Below are 14,038 nucleotides of genomic sequence, written 5' to 3' on the forward strand. Positions count from 1 at the left end.
GTGCTCGCCCACCCGTCTGCGCGCCGGAGTGATCGGCACGCCTTCCGACCCCGGGCCTTGAGCGAGCGCTAGCCCTTCTTGGCGCAGGTGACCTGGTCGGCGTTCTGGCCCGTGACCGAGTCGGGCAGCACGGCAGGGCCCGAAGGCGAGACCGGCGTCCCGGTCGGCGTCCCGGTCGTCGGAGTTCCGGTCGACGAGCCGCCCGCCGTGGCCGGAGCGGAGGGCGTGGCAGGAGTCGACGCCCCCGACCCCGGCGCGAGCACCGCTGCCCTCCCCAGGCTGTTCGGCGAGAGTTTCACGGCCTGGTTCGACACGAGCGCCTTGTCCAGGATCGCCGCGGGGCCCGGATCCGGGATGACGTGTGCGCTGTCGGACGGATCGTCGATGACCGGGTACGAGAGGAAGGTGATGTTCGAGATGCCGACCGACTTCACTGCGAGGCCGATCTTGGCCAGCGTCGTCGGCGAGAGCGACGACGACAGTTGCACGTTCTTGGCCATGGCGGTGGCCAGCCGGTACAGCTTCGCCGGGTCGCCCAGCGTGCCGCCCGACACGATCTGCCGCATCATCGCCGACATGAAGGTCTGCTGGTTGCTGACGCGACCGAGGTCGCTGGCGTCGCCGACCCCGTGCCGTGAGCGCAGGAAAGCCATCGCCTGCGCTCCGACGAGGGTCTGGGTACCGGCCTTCAGGTCGAGGGCCGGCGTGACCATGTTGTCGACGACGTCCGTTGCGAGGCAGACGTGGACTCCGCCGATGGCGTCCGACATCGCGATCGTGCCGAGGAAGGTGATCTTGGCCGCGTAGTCGATCTGCAGACCGGTCAGCTTCGAGACCGTGGCGGCCGCGCACGAGATGCCGCGCTTCTCGCCCCCGCGCGAGATGGCGGTGTTGATCATGGCCGCCTGGGAGCCGGGCGTCAGCCCACCCTGGTCGTTCGGGCAGTCGGGGATCGGGATGACGAGGTCGCGCGGGAAGCTGACGACCTGCATGCTCTTGTGGTCGGCCGCGATGTGCAGCAGCAGGTTGACGTCGTTGTTGCCGACACCCGTGCTGGCCTTCTGGTCGGCGGGGTCCGCGAACATGGCGCCCTGGCCGGTCCGGGTGTCGGTGGAGACGAGCAGCATGTTGACGGCGCCCGACTGCGCGGTGAGGGCCGGTGGCGGTGCGACCGATTTCCCGGGCGGCGCGACGAGGTCGACGGTCGGCTGCGCCTCCTGGAACACCTGCCAGGTCGCGATCGCCCCGACCGACGCCCCGCTGACGAGTACGACGGCGAGCACGAGCGCGAGCGACTTCACCACGAACAGCGCGGGATGCGGAGTCGCCTGTTGTCCGTGCCGCGCCGCCGGTTTGGGCGTGGCGCGGATCACTCCGCCGTTCCCAGGGCGTCGCGTTTCATGACCCCGTCGGGCCCGATGGCCGGATCACCGACCTCCGCCTGGAGCCGCTTGAGTTTCGCCTGCTTCTCGTAGAACTCGATCTCGCGGTCGAGGTCGGCCAGCTCCTGCTCGGTGGTGCGGATCCGCTGGAGTCCGGGATCGACGACCGTCACCTGCGGCGAATGGCGACGCGGGTCGCCGAAGCTCACGTGCTCGCGGGGCGCGGCGTACTCGCGACCGACGGCGAACCACAGGATGCTCCCGATGAGGGGCAGCAGCACCACGAGCAGAACCCACACCAGCTTGGGAAGGTGCTGCACTCGAGAGTCGTCGCGGGTGATGATGTCGATCAGGGCCGCGATGACCAGGAGGAAGTAGAAGGCCGAGATCACCAGGTACATGAGCTCGAGTCTATTCAGGAGCTTGCGATCGTCTATCCCCCGTCTGGGTGCGAGTACTCGTACCCACCGATGATCCTGGTCGCCCCTAGCGGGTGGTGGCGGGGGCCAGCAGCGGCAGGATCCCGCCCAGCTCGCCGATCGTCTCGCCGTCCCAGGACACACCGTTCGTGCCGCCCTGGTTGCCCGGGTGATCGAGCCAGACCGCGCGCATGCCCAGGGCGGCGGCGCCGGGGAGCTCGCTGCTGCCGCCGTCGCCCACGTAGAGGCACTCTGCAGGATCCACGCCCAGAGCCTGTGTGACCACCCGATACAGGCGCGGATCCGGCTTCTTCACCCCGTGCTCGCAGGAGAAGGCGTGCGCGTCGAAGCGGGCGCTGAGGGCCGTGGTGTCCCAGACGAGTGCGGTCTCGACGGAACAGTCGCTGACCAGGCCGAGCGGTAAGCCGCGGTGCCGAAGCTCGTCGAGGACGTCGAGAGCCCAGGTGGAGTCGATGAGCGAACGGGTCATCTCGACGCGGCGTTCGACAGCTCGGCCGACGGCCACCGAGTCGGGCGCGCCGCCGAGGTCGGCCGCCAGGGTGCGCAACGTCTCGTCGAGCGACCCGGTCTGGCCGAGGGTGCGGCCCGGGAAGCTCTCACGGACGGCTTCGGCGAACCGGTCGACGTCGACGTCGAGGTCTGCGGCGACCTCGCGCGACACCGCGTCGCGGAGCTCCTTCGTTCCGCCGGGCGCGAGTGTGCCGTACAGGTCGAAGAGCACCGCTGCAATTGCCATGCCCTCATGATGCCGGATGCCGGCTTCACCTCGCCTGCACGGGGCGCCGGAGTCCTTCCGCGCGTCGCCCCTTCTGCGCTGGCCAGCGGACGCTTTCGGTTTCGAGAGAGCGAGCCCTGTGTGGCGGCCAATTCAGACGACACCAGCCGATCTGACAATCAGTCGGCAGTCACGACGTAGATGCGACATTCGACAGCTTGGGTGATCGCTCGCGTCGCGTGCCGCGAAGTCATTTTCATCGGTGGGGTGTGAGTGGAGTGGTGCGCACCCGAGCGTCCAGCGACGGCGCGGGTTCGGCCGGGTGAGGCAAGATATTCGCGTAAAGCAGACCCACAACCTCCGACGATGTGGTGCGAGTGCGGCCCCGAAGGGCATTAGCGTCTGAGACGCGCGCTCGAGGTTGAGCATCAAGTCCATGCAGCGGTCGCGAACGACGCCAGGCCTGCAAACCAGCGCGCACTTCCTCCGGCTGGTCATCGAGAGCGGGTCGCCCGGACTTGACCCAAGAGAAAGCGGTCGGCCGGGCGTCAGCCTTTGACGGCTCCCTCCATGATTCCTGCGACCAGCTGTTTGCCCGCAACCACGAACAGGATGAGCAGCGGAAGGGTTGCGAGGAAGGACGCGGCCAGGGTGGTTGCGTAGTCGATGGATTGGTAATTAGTGCGCAGTTGCTGGATTGCGACCTGCACGGTGAAGTGCGAGGGAGTGCTGAGTTCGACAAGAGGCCAGAGGAAGTCGTTCCACGCGCTCATCGCTGCGAATAGTCCGAAAACGGCTGCGGCGCCACGGATTGTGGGGAACACGATGGAGCGAAAGGTTCTGAATGTCGAACAGCCGTCGATGCGGGCCGCTTCGATGAGCTCGTCCGGCATGCTCCCGACGATCACCTGTCGCATCCAGAACACGCCGAACGCGGTGACGGCTCCCGGCGCGATGAGTGCCTGCAACGAGTCGATCCAACCGATTTTGGACATGATCAGGTAAAGCGGTACCAGTCCAAGCTGGCTCGGGATTGCCATCGTCGCGATGATGAAGACGAAAAGACCGTTCCGTCCTCGGAAACGCAGTTTCGCGAAAGCGAAGCCAGCGAGGCTACAGAAGAAGATTTGCAGGACGGCCACGGACAGGGCCACGATCGCGCTGTTCAGCAGAGAGTGCACGAAGGGAACATCCGCCTGCACTTTGAGGACGTTGGAGAGGAAGTTCGGTCCGGGCAGAAGGACCGGGGGTGAGGAGGAGATCGCGGCGCTGGTGTTCGAGCCGACGACGAACATCCAATAAAGCGGTGCCACGGCCAAAAGTGCGGCCACGACGAGGACGACATAGGTGATGACGGACACCCGCGGGCGTGACCCCCTGCCGCGGCCCAAAGTGCGGTGGTGGCGTCGAAGATCTCGCGCCACCCGGTTCGAGCGTTGCGCGGAACGGGACACCGGTCGACGAGACTCGGTTACTTTCGCTGTTGTCATTACGCACTCCTGATCAGTCGGGCGATTCCGAAGTTCACGGCGGCCAGGACAAGGACGACTCCCAAAAGAGCGACCGCGATGGCGGATGCGTAGCCGAACTTGAATGAGTTGAACGCTTGACCGTAGATCAGCAGGGTCAGGGTGAGCGCCTGATTGTTGGCGCCTCCTTGTGGGGTGGTGAACAGCAATGGTTCGGTGAAGATTTGAAGCCCACCAATGGTGGAGGTGACCACGCTGAACAAGATGGTGGGACGAATCATGGGCAGCGTGACGCTGGAGAATGTCCGCCAACGCCCCGCCCCGTCAAGTTCTGCGGATTCATAGAGCGAGTCCGGGACGGCCTGAATTGCCGCCAGGTAGATCAGAGCGTTGTACCCGCTCCAACGCCACAGGATCATGACCGCGATTACGAACTGCGCGGCAACCGCGTTTCCTCCTGACCAGTCGATAGACGGCAGGTGGAGGAGCTGCAGCACGCTGGCGATCGGGCCGTATTGCTGTCCGAATATCGATCCGAACACCAGTGTCACCGTGACGACTGGCGTCACGTTCGGGACGAGCAGAACCATCCGCCAAAAATTTTTCGCCCGCAGACTGCGGTTGCTCAGCACTACCGCGAGCAACATGCTGATGGCGATGCCCGGGATCGTTGATGCCAGAAAAATGGTGAACGTGTTGCGTATGGCTTTCCAGAACAGCGGGTCGCCCAGCATGGTCCGGTAGTTCTGCAAACCCACAAACGGGTGCGTTGTCTGCAGGGGTGCCCAGTTGAAAAGAGACACCACTCCGGTGAAGACGAGAGGGAACAGCCCAAAGATGGCAAAGATGAGAAAGAACGGTGCGATGTAGAGGTACGGGGTCAGGCGCTCTCGCCGGCTCTCCTTCCCGCGCGATCGGCTCAGGGGGCGAAGCGAGCCGACCGTGATGCCGGTCACTGGTCCCGCTTCGCAGCAGCGAGCGTTTGAGCCCAGGACGACGACACGGACTGACCGTTCTTCTCCACGCGGCCCACACCGTTTTGGAACTCCTGTTCGAGAATCCGGTCCTTGGCTCCCACGGGGTGCTCTGTGTACTTTTCCACGCTATCGACGTAGACCTTCCCGATGGACGCGTTGCTGAAGAACGGTGCGGTGTAGTTCTGCACGGCGGCGTTGGAATACAGCGAGGGTATGGCCGGGAAATCCGCCGTTGCTTTGAACGCGGCGAGTTGCTGGGCCGGTGCTTCCAGCCAGGTGATGAATTTGTACGCGGCCGCCGCATTCGGGGAACTCTTCGGGATCGCCAGGAAGGAGCCGCCGTTGTTTCCGCCTCCGCCGGGCATCGTAGCTACGCTCCACAGCCCCTTCGTTTTCGGAGCTGCGCTTTCGATCTGACCAAGCATCCACGAGGGCGCCAGCACAGTCGCCACCCCGCCGTTCGCCAGTGCGGAATACCACTGCGGCGAGTCGGGTGCGAGACCTCCTGTGATTTTGTCAGTCGCGGCCTGCGTGGCGTAACTCCAGGCGTTCTTGATGACGGGGTTGTTTTCGTAGATGTACTTGCCCTTGGCGCTGACATATTTGGAGGCGCCCTGATCGGAAGCGTCCTGGAAGAGTTGCGTGGCACTGTCGAGGAACGGTTTTCCTGTCGCCGCCGTGTATTTCTGACCCGTGGCGATGTACTCGGGCCAGGTGGCCATCAGCTTGCTGACGGCGGTGGGGCTGGTCGGAAGGCCGGCTTTTTTGAAGAGATCGGTACGGTAGGCGACGGCGAGCCCCCGACGTCGGTGGGGATTCCGACCACGGATCCATTCGAGGCGACGCCGCCTTGCCATCGCCAGTCGAGGTAGTCCTTTTTGATCTTCGCGGCGCCGAGAGTGCGCAGGTCGAGGAAAGCGGCGGGTACGGCCGTGAATTCCGGCGCGTAGTCGATCGCGATCTGGGCAATGTCGGGCCCTTTGTTGGCGTTCAAAGCGGTCAGGAGAGCCTGGTGAGACGCGTCGTAGTCACCGATTTTCTGCTGGATCGTGACGTTGGGATGAAGTTTCTCGTACTCCTTCACCTGAGGTTTGTAGAGCGGTGAAAACCCCCACATGCTCAAGGTGACTTTCTCATTGCCTGCTTGCGCGCTCGAGGGCGAGCTGCATGACGACAGGGGCACAACCACTGCTGCGGCTAGCGCTAGCGCCGCGAGGACCTTGGATTTGCGTTTCATCTCAACCTCCTTGTTGATAGCGGCATCGCCGCCGGTTCACAGATCGTGACAAATACGCGCCTGCAATGTCAAGGACATTTTCGCGAAAGTTGCTCTGATCATCACAAAGCGGCGCAGCGAGGCGGCTCCGTAGAGAAGATGCTTGCGGGCCAAGGCTGGTCACGCTTACAGTCTGTGGACGCAACTTTCGCGAAAGGATATTTTCCATGCAGAGGATTTTCATTGTTGGAGCGGGGTTCATCGCCCGCCAGCACGCACTGGCCGCCGCGACCCTGACTCGCGACGGGCACGAAATACAGGTGCATGTGGCCGATCCTGACGCAGACGCCGTGGCCGTGTTCGCGAGAGAGTTTCCGGAATCGGTCGTTCATGAATCCGTCGAGCAGATGATGTCCACTTCACGGTTCCTCGACGACATCGCCGTCATTGCGACGCCGCCATTCACCCATTTCCCGTTGGCATGGCGAGCCCTGGACGCTGGCTTCCATGTCCTCTGCGAAAAGCCTTTGGTCATGAATACCCGTGAGGCCGAGCAGCTGGCCGCTCGGGCACGCGAGATGGGGCTGGTCCTAGAAAGTTGTGACTCGCGATTCCGCGCCGTTCCCGCGACGCAGCGTGCCCGCGAACTCGTGGAACGTCAGGAGCTCGGTGACCTCTATCACGTCACGTTCCGCAATAAGGCTCGTCGTTCCCGCAGCGGAATCGATTTTCAGCCGGAGACGGCGTGGTTCCGCGATCCTGCCCGCAGCGGCGGCGGCGTGCTGATGGACTGGGGCCCGTATGACCTGGCGGTCCTGGACGAGGTTTTCGCGCCATCCTGCGTGGAGATCGTCTCAGCTTGGGCGGGTCGTCCGCGTACCGGCGGTCCATTCAAGGAGGCTTCGACACTCGCCTCGTACCACGTCGGAGCATCCATGCGCCTCACGACGATGGCCGGTGACCGCGTCGATGTCAGCTACGAACGGGCGGCAAGTACGCACGGGCTGGAGACGAACCTGGTGGAGATCGAAGGAAGCAGCGGGGCTGTCCGCTGGGATTGGCTCGACTGGACCGGCGACCGGGTCACCCTTGCTATAGACGTCGAGGGGTTGCCGGACGAGAGGCAGTCGACTTTTCCGGTAGACGATGACGGATTCCATGCCAGGCCGTTGAAGGACCTGGTTCACTTCCTGCAAGGCGGCAGCTCGGCCAGCACTCGCACCAACCGGACGGAGTACACCTTCCTCTGGTTGCGGGCTCTGTCCGCCGTCTGCGACGACGGCATGCCACGGTCGGTGAAACGCAGGCCGCTCGCAGGTAGGGACGAGCCGGCCTTCCCAGCGGTCGGCACGCCCGCGCCTCTCCGGACGGACGCCCGATGACGGCCCCTCTGGTTGGTATGGATGTCGGCTTCTACAACACCATCGGCGCCTACCCCTAGAAGCCCGATGCGAGATGCTCGCGGAGTTGGGGTACGCCGCCACAAACCTCACCCTTTGGAGTGAGCCCGCGTGGGCGGATCTGCCCCGCCTGGCCAGGGTCGCGGAGGCTAATGATCTGTCCGTCGCGACGGTCTATGTGACGATCGACATCTCTAAAGCCCCAACAGACGAAGCAACGCAGCGGGCCTTGGACATGATCCGGACCATCGAAGCGACCCGTACCGTGGAGATCGCTCTCATCGCCGGAACCACCTTTGCGCCGTCAGACATGAAAGGCGACGCGGCCGCCCGAGCGTTCCTTGACCAAGCTCTCGCCGCCGCGGAAACGAACGGAGTCACCCTGTTGCTCTATCCGCACACATTCGGCTGGATGGAGCATGTGGACGACGCCGTCCGCCTTGCCGCCGCGTATGACGATCCGCGACTGGGGTTGTCCCTGTCAGTGTTCCACTGGTACGCCACCGACCGGTCAGATCTCCGCGGAACCGTTAGGCGAGCGGCGCCCTATCTCGGCATGGTCAACATCAGCGGAAGCCGGCCCCAGCAGGGGAGCTATTTCCCCGCGACTATCGAACCCGTGGGGCAAGGGGAGTTCGATGCGTTCCACTTTCTGGCTGTGCTTCGTGACAACGATTACTCGGGACCGTTAGGAGTCCAGTCCTACGGCATCGGCGGCGACCCGTACACCTCCTTTGAACAGTCGCGGAATGCGATTCGCAAGATGGAGGAGCGGCTCGCCCGGCAACCTACCTGGGGATCGCTACGCGCTGACCGAATCTAAAGAGTAGGCGCGGCGGTGCTTTCACGTATGATCAGATCCGTGACGAGTTCCACCGCAACTGCCTCTCCGGCCTCCGCCATTTCGACTCGCAGAAGACGAATCGCTTCGCGGGCCGTGTCGAAGATCGGTTCCCGCACGGTGGTTAGCGGCGGGGACGCCCATTCCGCAATGGGCACGTCATTGAAGCCGACGACGCTCACGTCGGCAGGTATTCGCAGTCCCGACAGGCGGGCGGCCTCGTAGATGCCCAGGGCCTGTTCGTCGCTGGCTGCGAAGATCGCCGTCGGTCGCGGTGTGCGCTTCAGAAGATCGAGGGCAGCTTCACGGCCTGCAGCAAACCCGTACTCGGTGGCGACGATGTAGTCTTCCGGCACCACGATGTCCGCCGAGCGAAGCGCGGCCCGGTACCCGTCGACTCGCGCCTGACTGAAGAGCAGGTGGCGGGGCCCGCTGATCATCGCTATGCGCTGATGCCCGAGATCGACCAGGTGATCAGTCGCTGCCCGCGCGCCGCGCCAATGGGTCACACCCACAGTGACCGTGCCGCTATCCGGGAGTGTGCGGGGATCTACGAGGACCGTCGGCAACTCGAGTTGGCGGAACCGTTCTTGATCGGACGGTGCGACCTCTACGGCCGCAAAAATGACACCGTCGACATTCTTTCCTCCAAGCATGTCAACCCACTCGCCGGTGCCTGGCCGCATCACGGTGAGAAGCATTCCCATGTCGTTATCGAAAGCGACTCGCTCAAGCGCGCTGACAAGTGCCAGAGACCACGGGCTGGACAACTCCCCGAACACCACCGCGATGACGCCCGTGGGAGCTGAACGGCGAGGCTCGTACTCATGCTCGTGAAGAAGCTGTGTGATGGTCAGCCGTTTGGCGTTGGAGACGCCAGGCTTGCCGTTGATGACCTTCGACACCGTGGGAACGGAAACGCCAGCGAGTTTCGCGATCTCGGCGATCGTGGTGCGGTCTGCAATGCTCACCAGTCCCCCTTCTTTCAGGGATCAGGCTATACCTGCAAGCAACTTTCGCGAAAGTCGTACCTCCTCGGATGTGGTCATCGGTGTGGCGATCCGGCTCTTGGAAACAGCGTCGCCTCGCCCGGCCCGCCTCGGGAGTCCCCGCCGGCACCTCTTGTGCCGTTCCGGGGCTGACCGGAGGCTGTTCACGGTTCTCGTTCTTGAAGGATGACGCTATCCCACGCACCCAACGTGAATTCATCCGGGCAGATGACGCCGTCGTGGGCATGCGCCAAGGTCATGCCATCGGGTGTTTGTATGTTGGTGGGTGTCCAACTGTGGTTCGCGAGGAACCACAGGCGAGACCCTTCCGCATTGACACCGCTTGTGACTCGGACGGTCTCTTCCCGATGTGTCCACACATCGGCCGTCGGCTGAGTACCGCGTTCTGTCAGAGCCCACCGAAGGATGCGGGACGTCGATTCTGGATCGGGCAGAGTGCCAAGCCACGTGATTCTGCCGCTTCCAACGGCCTGTGTGGTGGCGGCCGCGTACCGGCCGAGGAACGGATCGTCATAACCGAGCAGCGTTTCGGCAGATTCGGGTGTCAGAAGGTCTGCCCAAGACGTCGCCGCGGCATCGTCCCCGAGCGCAAGCGATGATATCTCCGGGGAAGTCGTCGCCGTGAGGCGAACTGGGTGCACGAGGGTGGTGGATTCATCGTAGGAGGCTCCGACGCCCGGCCGGAGTGCACCCGGGGCTTTCTCCCATCGTGCTCGGGCCCACTCGTCGGCGTAGCCGGATCGGAAGGTGAAGACCACGTGTGCTCCGGCTTCCGCGTGTCGTGTCAGGCGCTGGAGGAGGTCATCGTCGGCGATGTATAAAGCAGGCACCAGGAGCACGTCCTCGCCCGTCCAGTCGGAATCTGGGTGAACGACACGCACTTGAGCGCCGGTGTCCACGGCGCTCGAGTAGAGCCGCATGAAGATGCGGTGGTAACTCGTCGCGTCTGGGTGAGCTGTCCCGGGTTGCAGCAACGGCGGCATGAACTCGAGCGCTTTCAGGCTTTCTCGTGAGTACAAGATGGTGACGTCCGAATCGGGGATGAATCCCGCTAACGCAGACTGGAGTTCTTTCAGCTCGTGGCCGATGTGCGCAACTTCTTCGTATATCCGGCCCGGTCCGAGGCTGTGGCCCAGCACCCCCTCCCAGAACATTTCGTTTCCGTAATGTAGTGTGTGCCAGTGCCAGTAGGCCAGCAGGTCCGCGCCGCGTGAGGCGTAAAGATGCGTCAGGAGACGCAACTGGCCGGGGAATGGCGGAGTATTGGTGGCCTGGTCACCGATGGATCCGGCTTGCGCTTCCGTGATGGCGAACGCTGAACCGCGGGATCCTTTGAGGCTGAACGCGAGATCTGCCTTCCATTGCGGAATCGAGGGTCCTGCGTCGACGAGCCACCAGGGGGCGAGGCCGGCGAGGTCGTCGGCAGGTAGCTGTGGGAGCTGCAGGGCGGCTTGCAGAGGGAGGTAGATGTTGGTGGCGGTGTGATCCAAGGTTTCAGCAATGGGACGCAGGGCTGTGTTTCCTTGGCTGTCGCCGCCCACCGAGTCGTGGAAGACGAACTTGTCCTCGTCGATGACCTGGCGAAGAAGGTCACGCTGCCAGGAAAGGAAACCCGTCGTGAGCGCTGACTGGAATCGCCACCATTCGAGGGCGTATCCGGGGTTCGTGTTGCCGTCGGGCGCCCAAAGGTCCTCGATACTGCTCAGCCGCTGACTCCAATACGTCAGGCCCCACTTGTCGTTGATGCCGTCCACCCCACCGAGGCGGCGTGACGTGTCGTGGCGGAAGCGATCGACGACGTTCGGGTTGGTGAGTTGGTAGACGCCTATCTCGTTGTCGACCTGAAACCCGATGACGGCCGGGTGTTTGCCGAACTCGGTTCCGATGGCGCGCACAATGCGCTCGGCGTAGCGCAGGTAAGTGGGATCGGTGAAGTTGACATTCTGCCGCCCACCGTAGGGCAGCGTGTGCGTGGCCGAGGTTTGAGCCATGACTTGAGGGTGCCTGCGAGCCAACCACGGCGGGACGGCGTACGTGGGGGTTCCCACGATGACTTTGAGGCCCCGATCAGCAGCCGCGTCGACGACGGCTCGCAGCGCCGCAAACGAGATGCTGCCATCTTCCGGCTCGTAGGATGACCAGGTCGATTCCCCGACGCGGATGAGGCTGAATCCCGCCTCCACCATGAGGTCAAGGTCCACCGCTAACCGTTCCTGCGGCTGATATTCGTGATAGTAGCTTGCGCCGTAGAGCATGGGGGTCACCGATCTTCCGGGGTGATGGTGGCGGTGGTGGTGAGGTGTCGGTCCTCACCGAGAAGGCGCGGCTTCCCCTGAGGGTGAGCCGGCGGCTGAGTCCTTCCGCGGTGGCGGAAGACGCGATAGTGAACTCGAACTCGCCCGGTTCGACAACCCAGTTCAGGTCGCGGTTGACCAAGCCCAACCGGTCGGTGTGGACGGTGAAACGCACGGCGGCCGAGGCGCCGGCTGGGAGGTCGACCCGCGCCCATCCGATCAGCTGACGTAGGGGGCGGGTGACGCTCGCTGCAACATCGTGTACGTAGAGCTGGACGACGTCGCTGCCCTGTCGGTCGCCTTTGTTGTAAACGGAGCATGTCACGGTGATCGTCGAAGCCGTGTCGGAGTTTCCGTCAGCGGCGACTTCGAGGTTGGCGTGGTGGAACGTGGTGTACGTCAGTCCATGACCGAAGGCGAAAGCGGGCGAGGGGTCGATGTTCGAGATTGGTGTCGGCCCACCGAGTCGGGGGTGACGGTAATTGTAGGGTTGGCCGCCCGGGCGCTTGGGGATGCTGACGGGCAGTCTCCCACTGGGGTTGACTCGACCGCTGATGACTCCGGCGATCGCGGATCCGCCTTCCTCGCCCGGAAAGAAGGACTGCACGATGGCGGCGGCCTGTTCCTCCCACCGGCCGACAGGGTAGGGTCGGCCGGTCACGAGAACGAGGATGACCGGGGTGCCGGTTGCAATCAAGGCGTCAACCAGTTCTTGCTGCCGCCCGGGAAGTTCGAGAAGTTCCGCGTCGCTGCCCTCGCCCACCGTTCCTCGCCCGAAGAGCCCGGCCCGGTCTCCGACGACGACGACGCAGACGTCCGACGCACGAGCGACGTCGACAGCTTCGGCGATCAGGGGGTCGTCGCCCGCTTCAGGGGCCACCGGCTCCCCCAGTTCGCAGCCGATGGCGTAACGGATGTGGTGATCCCCCACCTCGGCAGCCAGCGCTTCGAAAATGGTGGGGACGTCGATTCCCAGGGAAGCTCCGGGAGGGGCCTCCACGTGGTTCGTGAACGAGTAGTTCCCCATCAGCGCTTCAGCCGAATCAGCGTTCGGACCGATGAGAGCTATACGTTGCAGGTCATTCAAAGGTAACAAGCCGGTGGAATTGGCCAAAAGAACTACGGACTTTTCCGCAATTTGTTGAGCCACGGCTCGAGCCGACGGCGGGTCAAGATCGACAGTTTTGGTCGATTCTCTGGCGACGCGTCGCACACTCAAATCTTGTTTCTGGCGAAGCACTCGGCGGACAGCTGTATCGACCACGTCGATGGGGACGAGACCTTGTCGAACTTGGTCGGCCAGGGGCTCAAGGTAGGCATTCCCGGTGGGGAGTTCCACGTCGACTCCGGCGATGAGTGCCAGCGCTGCCGCGTCTCCTATGGAGGAAGCGACATCGTGAAGGGTATGCAAGAAGGCGACGCCGAAGTAGTCGGCGACGACGGTGCCGTCAAAACCCCAGCGGTCTCGGAGAAGGCCGGTGAGCAGGGTCTTGTCGGCTGCGACGGGCACACCGTCGATTTCTGCATAGGAGTGCATTACGGCGTGAGGTCGGGCAAGTTTCACCGCCATCTCGAACGGCACACTGAATACTTCGAGGATTTCCCGCGGACCGGCATGGACTGGGGCGAGGTTTCGGCCGGCTTGCGAGTTGGAGTATCCGAGAAAATGTTTCAAGGTGGCCCCGACGCCCTGCGACTGCACGCCCACCACGTATGCCGACCCGATCACGCCGACGAGGTAGGGGTCTTCGGCGATGCATTCTTCCACCCGCCCCCATCGTGGATCCCGGACCACGTCGAGCACAGGCGCCAGGCCAAGGTGGATGCCCATTGCCTTCATGGACGAGCCGATCTGTTCTCCCATCCGCGTTATCAATTCGGTGTCCCAGGTCGATCCCCACGCCAGGGGTGTTGGGTACGTGGCTGCTCCGAAGAGCTGGAGGCCGGTCAGGATTTCCTCGTGTACCAAGGCAGGAATGTCGAAACGGCTGTGGGCAGTGACGGATTCTTGCACACGGTCGACGGCAGTCATCATCTGCTCCGGCGTGGAGCGTTGGCTGCCGAGGGGCCGAGTCAGCTGGCCAAGGCCATGCCGGGTGAAGGTGTCGAAGTCGGGGACGTTCGACAGCATTTCGTGCTGCATGGGGGCGATGTCTCCTCCGGCGTGAGAGCTGTCATCCAGTTGCAGCCAGAGGCCGACGAGTTGGGCGAGTTTTTCTTCGAGGGTCATTCGTGCGATGACATCGTCAATGTCGAAAGCGGGTTCCTGGTCACGGGGTGAGGACAAAGTCGTC

At 63.6% G+C, this 14,038-nt stretch carries 12 protein-coding genes; 2 read left to right on the forward strand and 10 right to left on the reverse strand.

Annotation, left to right across the window (positions count from 1 at the left end):
• Window positions 1–68 precede the first annotated feature (68 nt).
• The 7 genes from QUE79_RS01000 to QUE79_RS01030 all read right to left on the reverse strand — a co-directional run bounded on the left by QUE79_RS01000 (window position 69) and on the right by QUE79_RS01030 (window position 6,220).
• The gene (locus QUE79_RS01000; RefSeq protein ID WP_286345022.1) at window positions 69–1,373 is read right to left on the reverse strand and encodes an LCP family protein; all 1,305 of its coding nucleotides are present in this window, start codon (window positions 1,371–1,373) and stop codon (window positions 69–71) included.
• Window positions 1,370–1,783, reverse strand: coding sequence for a PLDc N-terminal domain-containing protein (locus QUE79_RS01005; RefSeq protein WP_286345023.1), 414 nt, complete (start codon window positions 1,781–1,783; stop codon window positions 1,370–1,372). The genes QUE79_RS01000 and QUE79_RS01005 overlap by 4 nt, the downstream gene beginning before the upstream one ends.
• 85 nt (window positions 1,784–1,868) lie before the next feature.
• Window positions 1,869–2,558: an HAD family hydrolase gene (locus QUE79_RS01010; RefSeq protein WP_286345024.1), complete on the reverse strand. Its 690-nt coding sequence runs from the start codon at window positions 2,556–2,558 to the stop codon at window positions 1,869–1,871.
• Between the two features lie 527 nt (window positions 2,559–3,085).
• Entirely contained in the window at window positions 3,086–3,898 is an 813-nt protein-coding gene (locus tag QUE79_RS01015; RefSeq protein WP_286345025.1) for a carbohydrate ABC transporter permease, read from the reverse strand.
• 128 nt (window positions 3,899–4,026) lie between these two features.
• On the reverse strand, window positions 4,027–4,962 hold the full coding sequence (locus QUE79_RS01020; RefSeq protein WP_286345026.1) for a carbohydrate ABC transporter permease: 936 nt from the start codon (window positions 4,960–4,962) through the stop codon (window positions 4,027–4,029).
• On the reverse strand, window positions 4,959–5,813 hold the full coding sequence (locus QUE79_RS01025) for an extracellular solute-binding protein (RefSeq protein ID WP_286346811.1): 855 nt from the start codon (window positions 5,811–5,813) through the stop codon (window positions 4,959–4,961). Before QUE79_RS01025 ends, QUE79_RS01020 begins: the two co-directional genes overlap by 4 nt.
• On the reverse strand, window positions 5,705–6,220 hold the full coding sequence (locus tag QUE79_RS01030; RefSeq protein WP_286345027.1) for an extracellular solute-binding protein: 516 nt from the start codon (window positions 6,218–6,220) through the stop codon (window positions 5,705–5,707). The genes QUE79_RS01025 and QUE79_RS01030 overlap by 109 nt, the downstream gene beginning before the upstream one ends.
• Before the next feature lie 206 nt (window positions 6,221–6,426).
• On the opposite strand from QUE79_RS01030, the gene QUE79_RS01035 reads away from it, so the two are divergent.
• The gene (locus QUE79_RS01035; RefSeq protein WP_286345028.1) at window positions 6,427–7,581 is read left to right on the forward strand and encodes a Gfo/Idh/MocA family protein; all 1,155 of its coding nucleotides are present in this window, start codon (window positions 6,427–6,429) and stop codon (window positions 7,579–7,581) included.
• A gap of 73 nt (window positions 7,582–7,654) precedes the next feature.
• Window positions 7,655–8,422 carry a sugar phosphate isomerase/epimerase family protein gene (locus QUE79_RS01040; RefSeq protein ID WP_286345029.1) on the forward strand — a complete coding sequence of 256 codons (768 nt, stop codon included), beginning with the start codon at window positions 7,655–7,657 and terminating at the stop codon, window positions 8,420–8,422.
• On the opposite strand, the gene QUE79_RS01045 is transcribed toward QUE79_RS01040, so the two are convergent.
• The 3 genes from QUE79_RS01045 to QUE79_RS01055 form a co-directional block, all read right to left on the reverse strand.
• Entirely contained in the window at window positions 8,419–9,411 is a 993-nt protein-coding gene (locus tag QUE79_RS01045; RefSeq protein WP_286345030.1) for a LacI family DNA-binding transcriptional regulator, read from the reverse strand. The genes QUE79_RS01040 and QUE79_RS01045 overlap by 4 nt on opposite strands.
• A gap of 182 nt (window positions 9,412–9,593) precedes the next feature.
• A complete protein-coding gene (locus tag QUE79_RS01050) occupies window positions 9,594–11,705 on the reverse strand; it encodes a beta-galactosidase (protein WP_286345031.1) in 2,112 nt (703 codons plus the stop codon).
• Window positions 11,641–13,974 (reverse strand): glycoside hydrolase family 3 N-terminal domain-containing protein, encoded by a 2,334-nt coding sequence (locus tag QUE79_RS01055; RefSeq protein ID WP_286345032.1) that lies wholly within the window; start codon window positions 13,972–13,974, stop codon window positions 11,641–11,643. Before QUE79_RS01055 ends, QUE79_RS01050 begins: the two co-directional genes overlap by 65 nt.
• Between the last annotated feature and the right edge of the window lie 64 nt (window positions 13,975–14,038).

Source organism: Frondihabitans sucicola, from assembly GCF_030296615.1.
Lineage (GTDB): Bacteria > Actinomycetota > Actinomycetes > Actinomycetales > Microbacteriaceae > Frondihabitans > Frondihabitans sucicola.

Excerpts from the sequence above, each read along its gene's own strand:
- QUE79_RS01005 (WP_286345023.1), bottom strand. The coding sequence starts at position 1,783 with ATGTACCTGGTGATCTCGGCCTTCTACTTCCTCCTGGTCATCGCGGCC.
- QUE79_RS01010 (WP_286345024.1), bottom strand. The coding sequence starts at position 2,558 with ATGGCAATTGCAGCGGTGCTCTTCGACCTGTACGGCACACTCGCGCCC.
- QUE79_RS01030 (WP_286345027.1), bottom strand. The coding sequence starts at position 6,220 with ATGAAACGCAAATCCAAGGTCCTCGCGGCGCTAGCGCTAGCCGCAGCA.
- QUE79_RS01035 (WP_286345028.1), top strand. The coding sequence starts at position 6,427 with ATGCAGAGGATTTTCATTGTTGGAGCGGGGTTCATCGCCCGCCAGCAC.
- QUE79_RS01040 (WP_286345029.1), top strand. The coding sequence starts at position 7,655 with ATGCTCGCGGAGTTGGGGTACGCCGCCACAAACCTCACCCTTTGGAGT.
- QUE79_RS01050 (WP_286345031.1), bottom strand. The coding sequence starts at position 11,705 with ATGCTCTACGGCGCAAGCTACTATCACGAATATCAGCCGCAGGAACGG.
- QUE79_RS01055 (WP_286345032.1), bottom strand. The coding sequence starts at position 13,974 with ATGACCCTCGAAGAAAAACTCGCCCAACTCGTCGGCCTCTGGCTGCAA.